We start from the raw sequence: 15,858 nt of genomic DNA, 5'->3' as shown, positions 1-15,858 counted from the left end.
GCGCGCACGCCGAAGACACTCCCGAAGCCGCTCCCTTCGGGGGGACCCGCACCACCTCCGTACGGGGGTACCGCCACCGCGCCACCGCATAGTGAAGGCCGCATTCCGGGACACTTTGCCCTACCTGTCGTGTGCCCGGGGAAAGGACGCGACGCCATGTCGGACACCGCCCCGACCCGTGCCACCCGTGACACCCCTGACCGCCGCCCGCTCGTGACCGCCCCCGACCTGCTGTCCTCGCTGGTCCCGCTGCTCGCCGAGTGGGTACCGCACCAACGCTGGTTCGCCGGCAAGGGGCGGCCGCTGACCGGCTTCACGCTGCTCTCGGCCACCGAGCTGCTGCCGTGCACCGGCGCGGGCACCACTCCGGGGCTGCTGCAGCTGCTGGTGCGCGCCCAGCAGAGCGCCCCGCCGAGCCGCACACCGGCCGGCGGCGACTGCTACCAGCTGCTGCTGGGGGTGCATCCGGCGCCGGCTCCGCAGCTGGCACCGGCGGTGATCGGCCGGCCGGGGGGCGGCCCGCTGCGCGGCCGTACGGTCTACGACGCGCTGCTGGACAACCGGCTGTGCGGGCTGCTGCTGGAGCGGCTGCGGGTACCGGGGCGGCTCGGCGGGCTGCGGTTCTGCCGTGAGCCGCGGGTGGACATCCCCTCGGGGCTGCCGGCCCGGCCGATCGCCGTCGAGCAGTCCAACTCCTCCATCGTCTTTGGCGATTCGTTCATCCTGAAGGTCTTCCGGCGGATCGAGCCGGGCGTCAACCCGGATCTGGAGCTGCCGCGGGCGCTGGCGGACGCCAAGTGCGCGCGGGTGCCGGCGCCCGCCGCGTGGTTCGAGTCGGCGGCCGCCGACGAGAGCGGCGAGGCGACGACGCTGGGCGTGCTCCAGCCGTTCCTGCCGGGGTCGGCGGACGGCTGGCAGCTGGCCCGGGGCGCGCTGGCCGTACGCGCCGACTTCACCGGCTCGGCGCGGGCGCTCGGGCACGCCACCGCGGAGGTGCACACCGCGCTCGCCCAGACGCTGCCGACCACCGAGCTGCACCGCCCGCAGCTGGAGGCGATCGCCACCCAGATGATCGAGCGGCTGGAGGCCACCGCCCGCGCCGTGCCGGTGCTCCAGCCCTACCGCACCCAGCTGCGCACCGCCTTCGACGCGCTGACGGCGCTGGGCCGGGACGGCCGCGGCTGGGCCGCCCAGCGCATCCACGGCGATCTGCACCTGGGGCAGACCCTGCGCTCCGCCGACGAGGGCCGCTGGTCGCTGATCGACTTCGAGGGCGAACCGGCCCGCCCGCTGGCCGAGCGGCGGCGGCCGCAGCCGGCGGTGCGCGATGTCGCGGCGATGCTGCGCTCCTTCGACTACGCGGCGCGCGGCGGGCCGGCCGGCGGGGACCCCTGGTCGCTGGAGTGGGCGCGGCGCACCCGCGCCGCCTTCTGCCGGGGCTACGCCGAGGCCGGCGGGCTCGATCCGCGCTCCGCGCCCGAACTGATGCGCGCCTACGAGACCGACAAGGCCGTCTACGAGGTGCTCTACGAGGCCCGCCACCGGCCCGACTGGCTGGCCGTCCCGATGGCCGCCGTCCGACGGCTGGCGGCGGGCGGGGAGCCGGCCGTGGGGGCCCACCCGTACGACTCGCCGTGATCCGCCCGCCCGTCGCCCGCCACCACCCCGGCGGGACCGGCTCCGCCCTGCCCCCCGCATCGCCGACTTCCCGCCCCCGAGGAGGCCCACTCGTGACCGCCCGTCCGTCCCCCGCCACCGGACCGCCGCCGTCCGGCCGTACCCCTTCCGCCCCCGCGCGCGCCGAACAGGCCGCGGCCACCGGGTCCGCCACCCGCTCCCGCGCCGGTACGAAGCCGCCGGCCGGCACGCACGGGGTGCGGCCCGCCGCCCCGCTGACCGAGGAGGACCGCGCCCGGCTGCTGGGCGGCGCGCACCACGACCCGCACGCGCTGCTCGGCGCGCACCCCGTACGCGGCGGGCTGCTCGTCCGCGCCCTGCGGCCGCACGCCCGGCGCGTCACCGTCGTGGCGAAGGGTCTGCGCGCCGAGCTGCCCTCCGAGGGCGACGGACTGTTCGCCGGAGTGCTGCCGCTGCGCACCGCCCCGGAGTACGAGCTGCTGGTCGACTACGGCGAACACACCCTGACCGTCCGCGACCCCTACCGCTTTCTGCCCGCGCTCGGCGAGCTGGACCTGCACCTGTTCGGCGAGGGCCGGCATGAGCAGCTGTGGCAGGCGCTCGGCGCGCGGACCATGGACCACCAGGGCGCGACCGGCACCCGCTTCACCCTCTGGGCGCCCAACGCCCGGGGCGTCCGGGTCGTCGGCGACTTCAACTACTGGGACGGCACCGCCAGCCCGATGCGGTCGCTGGGCTCGTCCGGTATCTGGGAGCTCTTCCTGCCCGGCATCGGCGCCGGCGAGCTGTACAAGTTCGAGATCACCCGGCCGGACGGCTCCCGGACCGTGCGCGCCGACCCGATGGCCCGGCGGACCGAGTGCCCGCCCGCCACCGCCTCGGTGGTGGACGAGTCGCACTTCCGCTGGCAGGACGCCGAGTGGATGGCCGGGCGCGGCAGGCGGCCGGTGCACCAGGCGCCGTTCTCCGTCTACGAGGTCCATCTGCCCTCCTGGCGCCCCGGCCTCACCTACCGCCAGCTCGCCGCCCAACTCCCGGTGTACATCAAGGACTTGGGCTTCACCCACGTCGAGTTCATGCCGGTGGCCGAGCACCCCTTCGGCGGCTCCTGGGGCTATCAGGTGACCGGGTTCTACGCGCCGACCGCCCGGATGGGCACCCCCGACGACTTCCGGTTCCTGATCGACGCGCTGCACCGGGCCGGGATCGGCGTCCTGATGGACTGGGTGCCGGCGCACTTCCCGCGCGACGACTGGGCGCTGGCGGAGTTCGACGGCCGCCCGCTCTACGAGCACCAGGACCCCGCCCGGGCCGCGCACCCGGACTGGGGCACCCTGGAGTTCGACTACGGCCGCACCGAGGTCCGCAACTTCCTGGTCGCCAACGCCGTGTACTGGTGCGAGGAGTTCCATATCGACGGGCTGCGGGTGGACGCCGTGGCCTCGATGCTCTACCTCGACTACTCGCGCGAGGACGGCGGCTGGACGCCCAACGTCCACGGCGGCCGCGAGGACCTCGACGCGGTGGCCTTCCTCCAGGAGATGAACGCGACGGTCTACCGCCGCTGCCCCGGCGTCGTCACCATCGCCGAGGAGTCCACGGCCTGGGACGGCGTCACCCGCGCCACGCACCTCGTCGGGCCCGGCGGCTTCGGCGGTCTGGGCTTCGGCCTGAAGTGGAACATGGGCTGGATGCACGACTCGCTCGGCTATGTCTCCAAGGAGCCGGTGCACCGCAAGTACCACCACGGCGAGATGACCTTCTCCATGATCTACGCCTACTCCGAGAACTATGTGCTGCCGATCTCCCATGACGAGGTCGTGCACGGCAAGCGGGCGCTGGTGTCGAAGATGCCCGGCGACTGGTGGCAGCAGCGCGCCAACCACCGGGCCTACCTCGGCTTCATGTGGGCTCACCCGGGCAAGCAACTCCTCTTCATGGGGCAGGAGTTCGCCCAGGGTGCGGAGTGGGCGGAGAGCCACGGCCCGGACTGGTGGCTGCTCGACCCGTCCTATGAGGCGGAGCCGGACCATCGGGGCGTTCGCGATCTCGTCCGCGACCTCAACAGCCGGTACGCCGCCGCCCCCGCCCTGTGGGAACGCGACACCGATCCGGCCGGCTTCCGCTGGATCGACGGCGACGCCGGCGAGGACAACGTCTTCTCCTTCCTGCGCTTCGCCGCCGACGGCTCCCCCCTGATCTCGGTCAGCAACTTCTCCCCCGTCGTGCGCCACGCCTACCGGCTCGGGGTCCCCGACGACATCCCCGCCTGGCGCGAGATCCTCAACACCGACGACCCGCGCTACGGCGGCAGCGGCGTCGCCAACCCCGACCTCCTCAAGACCGACCCCACCCCCTGGAACGGCCGCGACTCCTCCCTCACGACCGTCCTCCCCCCACTGGCGACGATCTGGTTCGCCCCGGCCTGAGCGCCGCACCACGGACCGCGAAGGGGCGGGCGCCCTGTGCGGCGCCCGCCCCCTCTCCCCTCCTGCGTGGTGTGGCTCAGACCTTGGCGGACTCCTTCGTGTCGCCGTCGCGCGGTTCGACGATCCGCGGGGCGGGCGGCTCGGCGTGCGCGTCGTCGACCAGCGTCTTCTCGTCGAACGGGATCCGGCCGGCCAGCACCTCGGCCGCCCTGGCCTTGTCGATCTCCTTGGTCCAGGTGCCGACCAGGACGGTGGCCACCGCGTTGCCCGCGAAGTTGGTCAGGGCGCGCGCCTCGCTCATGAAGCGGTCGATGCCGACGATCAGGCCGACGCCGTCGACCAGTTCGGGGCGGTGCGACTGCAGGCCGCCGGCGAGCGTGGCCAGGCCCGCGCCGGTGACACCGGCCGCACCCTTCGACGCGATGATCATGAAGACCAGCAGCGAGATCTGCTGGCCGAGCGAGAGCGGCTTGCCCATCGCCTCGGCCACGAACAGCGAGGACATCGTCAGGTAGATGGCGGTGCCGTCGAGGTTGAAGCTGTAGCCGGTCGGGACGGTGATGCCGACCACCGGCTTGCTGACGCCCAGGTGCTCCATCTTGGCGATGAGGCGGGGCAGCGCGGACTCCGAGGAGGAGGTGGACAGGATCAGCAGGAACTCGCGGGCGAGGTACTTCAGCAGGATGAAGATGTTGATCCCGGCGACCAGCCGGAGCAGCGTGCCGAGCACCACGAGCACGAAGAGCAGACAGGTGACGTAGAAGCCGACCATGATGATGGCCAGCGACTTCAGCGCGTCCAGGCCGGTCTCACCGACCACCGCCGCGATGGCGCCGAAGGCACCCACCGGCGCCACCCACATGATCATGGCCAGCACCCGGAAGACCAGCTTCTGGACGTGCCCGACACCGCGCAGCACCGGCTCGCCCGCCGAGCCCAGCGCCTGCAGGGCGAAGCCGACCAGCAGCGCCACCAGCAGCGTCTGGAGCACCTCGCCCTGGGTGAAGGCGGAGACCATCGTCTTGGGGATCATGCCGAGCAGGAACTCGGGGAGCGACTCGCCGCCGCCCTCGGTCTGGGCATGGCCCGCGTGCCGCACGGTCTCGGTCAGATGCAGCCCGGAACCGGGCTCCAGGATGTTGCCGACGACCAGGCCGATGGCGAGCGCCACGGTGGACATCACCATGAAGTAGCCGAGGGCCAGTCCGCCCACCGCGCCGACCTTGGCGGCCTTACGCACCGAGCCGACGCCCAGCACGATGGTGCAGAAGATCACCGGCGAGATCATCATCTTGATCAGGTTCACGAAGCCGGTGCCGAGCGGCTTGAGCTGGACGGCCACACCGGGCGCGGCGAAGCCCACGATGATGCCGAGCAGCACCGCCCCGATGACGGCGATGTAGAGGAAATGGGTCCGGTCCCGCTTGGCCGGCGCTCTGTCCTCGGTGGTGCCCCCGGACGGCGGGGTCTGTGCAGCCACGGCTGTCTCCTCGTCTACGGCTCTGCGCCCGGTCTGCGGCTCCGGCGCACAACAAGTCCCGGCGACTATGCACGCCCGTGTGGCGCCCGTCACCCTTACGTGCATTTCGTTCACGCGAAAGTGACCCGGCAGACTGTTCTGTATGCGACTCCCCCGACCCCGGCCGCCCCGCCGGCTGCGCGGCCCCCGCAGCCTCGCCGGGCAGCTCTTCGCGATGCAGGTCGTGCTGGTGGCGGCGGTCGTCGTGGGCTGCGCCGTCTTCGCGTACGTCAGCGCCGGCCGGCAGGCGGAGGAGACCGCGCGGCGGCAGGCGACCGCGGCGGCCACCGCCGTCGCCGACTCCCCGGCCGTCGTCGCGGCGGCCCGCACCAAGGACCCCACCGCGGCGCTCCAGCCGTACGCCGAGCGGCTGCGGCGCGACGCCGGCGTCGACTTCGTGGTGGTGATGGCGCCGGACGGCACCCGCTGGACCCATCCGGAGCCGTCCGCGATCGGGGGGAAGTACCTGGGGCACACCGGCCCGGCGCTGCGCGGCAAGATCTTCCCCGAGACGCACATGGGCGTGCTCGGGCCGTCCGTCCGGGTCGTCGCGCCGGTGCACGACCCGCGCCGCGGCGGCCGGATCACCGCGCTGGTCAGCTCGGGGATCACCATCGAGACGATCAGCGAGCAGCTGCGCGACCAGGTCCTGGCGCTGGTCGGGGTGGCGGCCGCGGCGCTGGCGCTCGGCGGTGCGGGCACGTATGTGATCAACGCCCGCCTGCGGCGGCACACGCACGGGATGAACGCCCGGGAGCTGAGCCGGATGCACGACTACCACCAGGCCGCGCTGCACGCCGTACGCGAGGGGCTGCTGATGCTCGACGGGCAGCGCAGGGTCGCCCTGATCAATGACGGCGGACGGGAGCTGCTCGGGCTGCCGGGCGACGCGGTGGGCCGGCCGGTCACCGAGCTGGGGCTGCCGGAGCCGCTGACCGAGGCGCTGCACTCGCCCGGCCCGCGGGTCGACGAGCTGCACCTGACCGGCGAGCGGGTGCTGGTGGTCAACTCCTCCCCGGTCTCCGGCGGCGAGCAGCGCGGCAGCGTGGTGACCCTGCGCGATCACACCGAACTCCAGGCGCTGTCGGGCGAGTTGGACTCGGTACGCGGCTTCGCCGAGGCGCTGCGCTCCCAGGCGCACGAGGCGGCCAACCGGCTGCACGCGGTGGTCTCGCTGATCGAGTTGGGGCGGGCCGAGGAGGCCGTGGAGTTCGCCACCGCGGAACTGGAGCTGGCACAGGCGCTGACCGACCAGGTCGTCGGCGCGGTCGCCGAGCCGGTGCTCGCCGCGCTGCTGCTCGGCAAGGCGGCGCAGGCCAACGAGCGGGGCGTCGAGCTGGCGCTGACGCCCGACAGCCGGATCGACGACGGGCTGCTGCCGCCCGGCCTGCCGGCCCGCGATCTGGTGACGGTGTTGGGCAATCTCCTCGACAACGCCATCGACGCCGCCGCCCCGACACGGGGGCACGGCGCCGCCGCGCCGCCGCGGGTGCGGGTCACCGCGCGGGCGACCGGCGGCGAGCTGCTGCTGACGGTGGCGGACAACGGGCCGGGGGTGGCCGAGGACGACACCGAGGAGATCTTCCGGCGCGGCTGGACCACCAAGCAGCCGGCCCCCGCGCCCGACCGGGGCCCCGGGCACGGCCACGGCCTGGGACTGGCCCTGGTCCAGCAGGCGGTACGGCGCAATAGCGGCACCATCGCGCTGGACCGCGCACCGGAGGGCGGCGCGCGGTTCACCGTACGGCTGCCGCTGCGGACGGAGGCGACGGCATGAGCGAACCGACGGGTGAAGGCCGCCCGGCCGCGAGAGGATGTGCCCGGTGAGCCCCTCCGACATCCGGGTCCTGGTCGTCGAGGACGACCCGGTGGCCGCCGCCGCGCACGCCCTGTACGTGGGGCGGGTGCCCGGCTTCACCGTCTCGGGCACCGTGCACTCCATGGTCGACGCCCGCCGCCACCTCGACCAGCACGCCGTCGATCTGCTGTTGCTCGACCTGTACCTGCCCGACGGCCACGGTCTGCAGCTGGTGCGTACGCTGCGGGCGGCCGGGCACACCGCCGACATCATCGCCGTCACCTCGGCCCGCGATCTGGCCATGGTGCGCGAGGGCGTCTCGCTGGGCGTGGTGCAGTACGTGCTCAAGCCGTTCACCTTCTCCACGCTGCGCGACCGGCTCACCCGCTACGCCGAGTTCCGCGCCACGACCGGCGAGGCCAGCGGCCAGGACGAGGTGGACCGGGCGATCGCCGCGCTGCGCGCACCGCGCCCGGCCGCGCTGCCCAAGGGCCTGACCGCGGCCACCCTGCGGGCGGTCACCGATGTGCTGCGCGCCTCCGGCGGCGGGCTGACGGCGACCGAGGCGGCCGCCGACGTGGGCATCTCCCGGATCACCGCGCGCCGCTACCTCGAACACCTCGTGGAGAGCGGCCGGGCCGCCCGCGCCCCGCAGTACGGCCAGGTCGGCCGTCCCGAATTGCGCTATCGCTGGTCGGGCCATTGACCCGCTGTGATCGGTGACTTACTTTCAGCTGGCAGTACACCGTGGCCAGTTGACCGTCGCCGTTGACCGTGGTTCGTCGCTGGAGGTCGTGCCGTGCGCCCCACCGCCCCGCTGATCCTGCTCGCCGCCGCCGTCGTGGCCGCCGGTACGCTCACCGCCTGCGGCGGCGGGTCCGGGAGCGACGGCGACACCGTCAAGGTCGCCTTCATCAAGGACACCAACGCCAAGGTCACCGTCCGGGACGACTACATCCACCTGGTGGCCCGGCAGTTCGAGAAGGACAACCCCGGCAAGAAGGTCCGGCTCATCCCGATCCAGGCGTCGGAGAACGACTACTACGCCAAGATCCAGCAGATGATGCGCTCCCCGAGGACCGCCCCGGACCTGGTCTACGAGGACACCTTCCTGGTCAACTCCGATATCAAGGCGGGGCTGTTGCGGCCGCTGGACGGCTACCTCGACGGCTGGGACGACTGGCGGCAGTTCCAGCCGGCCGCGAAGGCCGCGGCCAGGGGCCAGGACGGCAGGACCTACGGCGTCCCGGACGGTACGGACACCCGCGGACTGTGGTTCAACAAGAAGATCTTCAAGCGGGCCGGCCTGCCCGCCGACTGGCGGCCGAGGAACTGGGCCGAGGTGCTGGACGCCGCCCGGACCGTCAAGCGCGAGGTCCCCGGGGTCATCCCGCTGAACGTCTTCACCGGCAAGGGCGCGGGCGAGGCCGCCGTGATGCAGGGCTTCGAGATGCTGCTGTACGGCACCGGCGAGCACCAGCTCTACGACCCGGCGAGCAAGAAGTGGGTCACCGGCACCAAGGGCTTCAAGGACAGCCTGGCCTTCATCGACACGGTCTACAAGGAGGGGCTCGGGCCCGAGGTCTCCGACGCCCTCAGCCCCAACATCCAGACGAACGTGGCCGCCGAGCTGCTGCCCGAGGAGAAGCTCGCGATCGACCTCGACGGCTCCTGGCTGGCCCAGCAGTGGCAGAAGACCGGCGGCAACCCCTGGCCCGAGTGGTCGACGACACTGGGCCAGGCGCCGTTCCCCACCCAGCACGGCGCCCCGCCCGGCAAGGTCAGTCTGGCCGGCGGCTGGACCTGGTCGGTGCCGCAGAAGTCCCAGCAGCCGGAGCTGGCCTGGAAGTTGATCAAAACCTTCCAGTCGAGGGCCAACGCGCTGGAGTGGTGCGTACGGGGCGCGCAGATCGCGGTCCGCAAGGACGTCGCGGCCGATCCGCGGTATCTGAAGTCCGTACCCGGCATCGGCTTCTTCACCGGTCTGGTCGAGATCAGCCGGTACCGGCCGGCGCTGCCCGCCTACCCCAAGGTCGCCGCGGCGATCGGTGAGGCGATGGAGGCGGTCACCGCCGACGACTCCTCGCCGGAGAAGGCCGCCGAGGACTACGACCAGGCGCTGAGGTCCATCGTGGACGACCGGACGGTCGCCAAGCCATGACGGCCGGCGCCGCCGCGCGGGCCACGGCCGCCGCCCGTACGCCTCGTGCCACCCCGGTGCGCGGCCGACTGCTGCGCTGGTCCCCGCTCGTCCCCGCCACCGTCCTGCTGCTGCTCTTCCTCGCCGGCCCGATCGGCTACTGCGTCTGGATCGCCTTCACCGACACCCAGCTGACCGGCCAGGAGTCGGCGTCCTTCGTCGGGGCGGCCAATTTCGCGCACGCGCTGGGCGATCCGGCGTTCCGCAACGCGGTGGTACTCACCCTGGTCTTCACCGTGCTCTCCTCGATCCTCGGGCAGAACACCCTCGGGCTGGCGCTGGCCGGCCTGCTGCGGCGCGCCTCGCGGCCCGTACGGTCACTGACCGGCGCGATGGTGATCACCGCCTGGGTGCTCCCGGAGATCGTCGCGGGCTTCCTGCTCTACACCTTCTTCGAGCGGCGCGGCACCCTCAACGCCCTGCTGGAGTGGCTCCATCTGCCCACCCAGAACTGGCTGTTCACGCTGCCCGTCCTCGCCGTGTCGTTCGCCAACGTCTGGCGCGGTACGGCGTTCTCGATGCTGATCTACTCCGCGGCGCTCTCCGGGATCCCGCGGGAGGTCACCGAGTCCGCCGAGGTCGACGGCGCGGGCGGGCTGCGGCGGCTGTGGCACATCACGCTGCCGATGATCCGCCGCTCCATCGGCACCAATCTGATGCTCAACACCCTGCAGACGCTCTCCGTCTTCGGCCTCATCTGGGCGATGACGCGGGGCGGTCCGGGAGGCCGCAGCCAGACGCTGCCGGTGTTCATGTACGACCAGGCGTTCATGAAGTCGCTGATCGGCTACGGCACCGCGGTGGCACTGCTGTTGCTGCTGGTGGGCGCGTTGTTCTCGGTGGTCTATCTGCGCCTGCTGCGCGAGGAGGTCTGAGCCGTGCCGCTTCCCCGCCGGGTCCGCCATCGGATCGCCGCCGACGCCGGAGCGCTGTGCGCGGCGGTGGCGTTCGCCGTACCGCTGGTCTGGCTGGTGCTGTCGTCGCTGGACGCGGAGGCGACGCTGCGGGTGCGGCTTCCCAGGTCCCCGACGACGGCGAACTTCTCGGCGGTGCTGACCGACGAGATCACCTTCACTCCGATGCTCAACAGCCTGCTGATCTGCGGCGGCGCCACGCTGCTCACGGTGGCCTGCGCGGCGCTGGCGGCCTATCCGCTGTCCCGCTACCGCTCGCGCTTCGCCCGCCCGTACCTGCTGACGATCCTGTTCGCGACCTGTCTGCCGATCACCGCGGTGATGGTTCCGGTCTACGGGCTGTTCGTGCAGGTCGACCTGATCGACACCCGCTACGGCACCGCACTGTTCCTGGCCGCCACCCAACTCCCGTTCGCCATCTGGCTGATGAAGAACTTCATGGACGGGGTCCCGAAGGCCCTGGAGGAGGCGGCGTGGACGGACGGCGCCTCCTGGCCGCAGACGCTGCTGCGGGTGATCCTGCCGCTCATGGGGCCCGGTCTCGGCGTCGTCGCGATCTACACCTTCATCATGATGTGGGGCAATTTCTTCGTGCCGTTCATGCTGCTGCTCTCCCCGGAGCAACTGCCCGCCTCGGTGAGCATCTTCAATTTCTTCGGTAATTACGGCGCCATTGCCTTCGGTGAACTCGCGGCATTTTCGATCCTTTACTCGACACCGGTCGTCCTGCTGTACATCCTTATTTCGCGGCGATTGGGCGGCGGTTTCGCACTCGGCGGGGCGGTGAAGGGCTAGTGAAGGCCGGTGAAGCATTCGTGGTCTCGATGGCGCTGGTGAGCGGCCCGATACCGGAAAAGCGTTTCCTACCGGACGGGTAAACCCGACCACTTGGTAGCTTCCTACGACATTCAACCTTGGCTGTCCGCACCATAGGTGCACAGCCATGCCGTCACTTACCGTGTGCCGGTGAACACGCACGCCGCGGAGCCGCGCAGGCCTCCCTTCAATGCCGAGGCCGCCCGCCGCTTCCGCGAGAACCTCGGCATGACCCCCGCCCATGTCGCCTACGGAATTTGGGCCGCGTTCGGAATACAGATATCGCCCGCGACGGTGGCGTCCTGGGAATGGGGGGAGGCCGCCCCCACCGAGGCGGAGCTGACCGCGCTGGCCGGCGCCCTGTGGTGCGCGCCCGGCGATCTGCTCGGCGCGCCGGGCACCCTGCGCGAGTACCGCCTCGCGCACGGCCTGTCCCCGGACGGCCTGGCGCTGGCCATCGGCATGGACCAGACCGCGTACGAGCGGCTGGAGGCCGGCGGGACCTGGCGCGGCAACGACCGGCAGGCCGCGGCGCTCGCCCGGACGCTCCAGCTGCCGCTGCCCGCGCTGCTCCGCTTCACCGGCCGCGCCGAGAAGCTGACCGAGCTGCTGACCAGCGCCGTCACCACCCGCTGGCAGGCCTACGTCCGGCCGGTCGGCAAGCTCACCACCCTCCCCAAAGAGGAAATCCAGGACGTCCTTCAGGAGCTGCACGCCGACTATCAGGCGGCGATGACGGCTACGCTCAACTGGGGCGGCGGGGACGGCACCGAGGAGTCCGGGCAGGCGGGGCACGCTTTTGTGGACGGCATCCTGGGCGAGTTCTGGAAGCGGGTCGGCCGGTAGCGGCCCCGGGGATCCGGGGCATCCCCGACGGATCCCGTCGGCCCCAGGGCGGAGAGGCGTCCCCCCAGAGAACTACGCCGGGGGCGGTGATGGCACCTCCGGCCGGTGCGACTTTCGGTCCTCGCGGCTGAGGTAGGCGCTGACCTGCGCAGAAAGAATGGGACGGTCGAATCTTCCGTCCCCTTCCCAGGAGTACCCGTGTCCCACGCGGCAGCCGTTCCCGGCTTCCCCACGTCCACCCGCGGCACCGCCGGCGTCGCCGCCCGCGCGACGGATCTGAGCAAGGTCTACGGCCAGGGGGAGACCCGTGTCGTGGCACTGGACTCCGTCTCGGTCGAGTTCGGCAAGGCCCGGTTCACCGCGATCATGGGCCCGTCCGGCTCCGGCAAGTCGACGCTGATGCACTGCATGGCGGGCCTGGACGCGATCTCCGCCGGCTCCGCCCGGATCGGCGACGTGGAGCTGGCGTCCCTCAACGACAAGCAGCTGACGCGGCTGCGCCGGGACAAGATCGGCTTCATATTCCAGGCGTTCAACCTGCTGCCGACGCTCTCCGCGCTGGAGAACATCACGCTGCCGATGGACATCGCGGGCCGCAAGCCCGACCGGGAGTGGCTCAGCGCCGTCATCGAGACCGTCGGTCTGTCCGGGCGCCTGGCCCACCGCCCGGCGCAGCTCTCCGGCGGCCAGCAGCAGCGCGTCGCGGTAGCCCGAGCACTGGCCGCCCAGCCGGAGATCATCTTCGCGGACGAGCCGACCGGCAACCTCGACTCCCGCTCCGGCGCGGAGGTGCTGGGCTTCCTGCGGGAGTCGGTGCGGGCGATGGACCAGACGGTGGTGATGGTCACCCACGACCCGGTCGCGGCCGGCTACGCGGACCGGGTGGTCTTCCTCGCGGACGGCCGGATCGTCGAGGAGCTCCACGAGCCGACCGCGGACGCCGTCCTCGACCGGATGCGGCTGTTCGACGCCAAGGGTCGGACGAGCTAGCCGAGGGCCGAACGAGCCGACACGGGCGCCGCGCGCCCCCCGCCGTGCCCCGGGCGCGGCCCTTCATCCCGAGAACCGGACCCAGGACTGACACCACCACCATGCTCCGTACTGCCCTGCGCAACGTCCTTGCGCACAAAGCCCGATTGATGATGACCGCGCTGGCGGTGCTGCTGGGCGTCGCCTTCGTCGCCGGCACCCTCATCTTCAGCGACAGCGTCGCCGAGGCCGTCAAGAACGCCTCCGCCAAGAACCTCAAGGACGTGGCCGTCTCCGTCCAGGCCACCAACAGCGACCCCGAGGCACCCGACGTCGTCGACGCGGGCAAGGACGGCAAGCGGGCCACCGCCCTCGACGACAAGCTCGCGGACCGCATCCGCACACTGCCGGGCGTCGCCTCCGTACGCGCGAACGTCACCGGCGAGGCGACCCTCGCCGGCCCCGACGACCAGCCCGTCGGCAACGGCTGGCAGAACCGCGCCGCCAACTACCAGCCGGGCAAGGACGGCAAGGACGCCCGCTATCCGCTCCTCCAGGGCCGCGGCCCGGCCAACGGCGGCGAGATCGCGCTTGCCGAGAGCACCGCGAAGGCGGCAGGCGTCAAGCTCGGCGACACCGTGCGCTTCGCCACCGACGGCCCGGTGCTGAAGAAGAAGCTGGTCGGCATCGTGGCCAGCGACGATCCGCAGGTGACCGCGGGCGGCAGCCTGGCGCTGTTCGACACCGCCACCGCACAGCGGCTGTATCTGCACCCCGGCCAGTTCGACGAGCTGATCGTGGCCGCCGCCCCGGGCACCGACGAGCGGGCGCTGACCGCGAAGGTCCGCGAGGTGCTGCCCAAGGACCGCGCCGAGGCGACCAGCGGCTCCGCCCTGGCCGCCGAGCAGTCCCGGATGATCGCCCAGCAGAACAGCGCGCTGAGCCAGACGCTGCTGACCTTCGCCGGTATCGCCCTGTTCGTCGGGGTGTTCATCATCGCCAACACCTTCACCATGCTGATCTCCCAGCGCAGCCGCGAGATCGCGCTGCTGCGCGCGGTCGGCGCCTCGCGCCGGCAGGTGGTGCGCTCGGTGCTCGCCGAGGCGGCGCTGCTCGGCCTGATCTCCTCGGTCGTCGGCTTCGGACTCGGCCTCGGGATCGCGGAGGGGCTGCGGGCGGTGCTGAACGCCAACGGCGCGGGCTTCCCGGACGGACCGGTCGTCATCAGCCCGTCGACGGTGGGCGCCGCGCTGGCGGTGGGCGTCGTGGTGACCGTACTGGCCGCCTGGCTGCCGTCCCGCAAGGCGGCGAAGATCGCGCCGGTGGAGGCGCTGAGCAGCGTCGAGGCGGCGCCGGCGATGCGCAGCCTGGTCCTGCGCAACAGCATCGGCGCGGTGATCACCGGGCTGGGCGTCGCGGTGATGCTCTATGTCTCCACCCTGAAGTCCGGTGACGATCTGCCGGTCGCCATGCTGGGCTCGGCGCTGACGCTGGTCGGCGTGATCATCCTGGCGCCGCTGCTGTCCCGTCCGCTGGTCTCGCTGGCCGGCCTGGTCACCATCCGGCTGTTCGGGATCGGCGGCAAGCTGGCCAAGGAGAACGCGCTGCGCAATCCGCGCCGTACGGCGGCGACCGGCTCCGCGCTCATGATCGGGCTCACCCTGATCACCGGGATGACGGTCGTGGGGCACTCCGCCCAGCTGGGCATGGACAAGATGGCCGCCAACGGGGTGAGCGCCGACTACCAGGTCACCACCTCGACCTACGTCGGTATGGACCCCGCGCTGTCGAAGAAGGTGGCGCACGTCCCGGGCGTCACGGCGATGGCCCCGCTGCGCGGCGCGGGCTTCAGCACCGGCGACTCCCCCGGCGACGGCGGCTTCGGCTACCTTCGCGGCACCGACCTCACCCAGATCGACAAGGTCACCCGGCTGACCTTCACCCAGGGCTCGCTGGACGCCGTCCGGGCCGGCGGGATCGCCGTCTCCGACAAGGGCCTCAAGGAGCACGGCTGGCACGTCGGCGACACGGTGACCGTCAGCTTCGACGAGAAGAAGAAGACCAAGCTGAAGGTCGCCGCCGCCTACAAGGAGAACGAGGCGCTGGGCGAGGCCTTCGCCGACGTCTCGCTGGTCGACCCGCATACGACCCGGGTCAAGAACGAGCGGCTGCTGGTGAAGACGGCCGACGGCGGCTCCCCCGCGCTGGTCAAGGACATCCGGCACGCGCTCGGCGACAGCCCGCTGCTGAAGGTCCAGAGCCGCGACGACCTGCGCAAGGAGAACGCCGGCCAGATCGACACCGTCGTGAACATGGTCTACGGGCTGCTGGGCATGGCCGTCATCATCGCGGTGGTCGGTGTCGTCAACACCCTGGCGATGTCGGTCTTCGAGCGGACCCGGGAGATCGGGATGCTGCGGGCGATCGGCCTGGCGCGCAGCGGCATCAAGCAGATGGTGCGGCTGGAGTCGGTGGTCATCTCGCTGTTCGGCGCGGTGCTCGGCATGGGCGTGGGGATCTTCCTGGCCTGGGCCGGCGGCAGCCTGGTCGGCTCGTCGTTCCCGACGTACGAGATGGTGCTCCCCTGGGGCCGACTCGGCCTCTTCCTGCTGATCGCGCTGGTCGTGGGCGTGCTGGCCGCGGTGTGGCCGGCCCGCCGGGCGGCCCGGCTGAACATGCTGGAGGCGATCGGGGCGCATTGAGGCCCCACGCGCAACGGCGGCGCGCCT

Annotated in this window: 11 protein-coding genes; 10 read left to right on the top strand and 1 reads right to left on the bottom strand. The window is 72.0% G+C overall.

Going from position 1 to position 15,858, the window contains the following annotated elements:
* Nucleotides 1-156: 156 nt before the first annotated feature.
* A complete protein-coding gene (locus WAB15_RS28270; RefSeq protein WP_399147032.1) occupies nt 157-1,638 on the top strand; it encodes a maltokinase N-terminal cap-like domain-containing protein in 1,482 nt (493 codons plus the stop codon).
* Between the two features lie 236 nt (nt 1,639-1,874).
* Complete coding sequence (gene glgB / locus WAB15_RS28265) at nt 1,875-4,067, top strand: 1,4-alpha-glucan branching enzyme (protein WP_407289314.1); 2,193 nt, start codon at nt 1,875-1,877, stop codon at nt 4,065-4,067.
* A gap of 76 nt (nt 4,068-4,143) precedes the next feature.
* On the opposite strand, the gene WAB15_RS28260 is transcribed toward glgB, so the two are convergent.
* On the bottom strand, nt 4,144-5,547 hold the full coding sequence (locus WAB15_RS28260; protein WP_407287951.1) for a cation:dicarboxylate symporter family transporter: 1,404 nt from the start codon (nt 5,545-5,547) through the stop codon (nt 4,144-4,146).
* Nucleotides 5,548-5,689: 142 nt separating this feature from the next.
* Here WAB15_RS28260 and WAB15_RS28255 point away from each other — a divergent pair, with 142 nt between their 5' ends.
* From WAB15_RS28255 to WAB15_RS28220, 8 genes are all read left to right on the top strand, one after another.
* Nucleotides 5,690-7,363 (top strand): ATP-binding protein, encoded by a 1,674-nt coding sequence (locus WAB15_RS28255; protein WP_407287950.1) that lies wholly within the window; start codon nt 5,690-5,692, stop codon nt 7,361-7,363.
* A gap of 37 nt (nt 7,364-7,400) precedes the next feature.
* Nucleotides 7,401-8,090, top strand: coding sequence for a response regulator (locus WAB15_RS28250; protein WP_399147029.1), 690 nt, complete (start codon nt 7,401-7,403; stop codon nt 8,088-8,090).
* A gap of 93 nt (nt 8,091-8,183) precedes the next feature.
* Nucleotides 8,184-9,545 (top strand): extracellular solute-binding protein, encoded by a 1,362-nt coding sequence (locus WAB15_RS28245; RefSeq protein WP_407287949.1) that lies wholly within the window; start codon nt 8,184-8,186, stop codon nt 9,543-9,545.
* A complete protein-coding gene (locus tag WAB15_RS28240; protein ID WP_407287948.1) occupies nt 9,542-10,459 on the top strand; it encodes a carbohydrate ABC transporter permease in 918 nt (305 codons plus the stop codon). The genes WAB15_RS28245 and WAB15_RS28240 overlap by 4 nt, the downstream gene beginning before the upstream one ends.
* Before the next feature lie 3 nt (nt 10,460-10,462).
* Nucleotides 10,463-11,293 carry a carbohydrate ABC transporter permease gene (locus tag WAB15_RS28235; protein WP_399147026.1) on the top strand — a complete coding sequence of 277 codons (831 nt, stop codon included), beginning with the start codon at nt 10,463-10,465 and terminating at the stop codon, nt 11,291-11,293.
* Nucleotides 11,294-11,458: 165 nt separating this feature from the next.
* On the top strand, nt 11,459-12,160 hold the full coding sequence (locus WAB15_RS28230) for a helix-turn-helix domain-containing protein (protein ID WP_407287947.1): 702 nt from the start codon (nt 11,459-11,461) through the stop codon (nt 12,158-12,160).
* A 198-nt stretch (nt 12,161-12,358) separates the two neighbouring features.
* Nucleotides 12,359-13,150, top strand: coding sequence for an ABC transporter ATP-binding protein (locus WAB15_RS28225; RefSeq protein WP_399147024.1), 792 nt, complete (start codon nt 12,359-12,361; stop codon nt 13,148-13,150).
* A gap of 101 nt (nt 13,151-13,251) precedes the next feature.
* A complete protein-coding gene (locus tag WAB15_RS28220) occupies nt 13,252-15,831 on the top strand; it encodes an ABC transporter permease (RefSeq protein WP_407287946.1) in 2,580 nt (859 codons plus the stop codon).
* Nucleotides 15,832-15,858: the final 27 nt, after the last annotated feature.

The sequence above is a fragment of the Streptomyces sirii genome, from assembly GCF_045690365.1.
GTDB lineage: Bacteria > Actinomycetota > Actinomycetes > Streptomycetales > Streptomycetaceae > Streptomyces > Streptomyces sirii.
The sequence above is the reverse complement of the archived record's forward strand: the minus strand, read 5'-3'. Positions and strand labels throughout refer to the sequence as shown.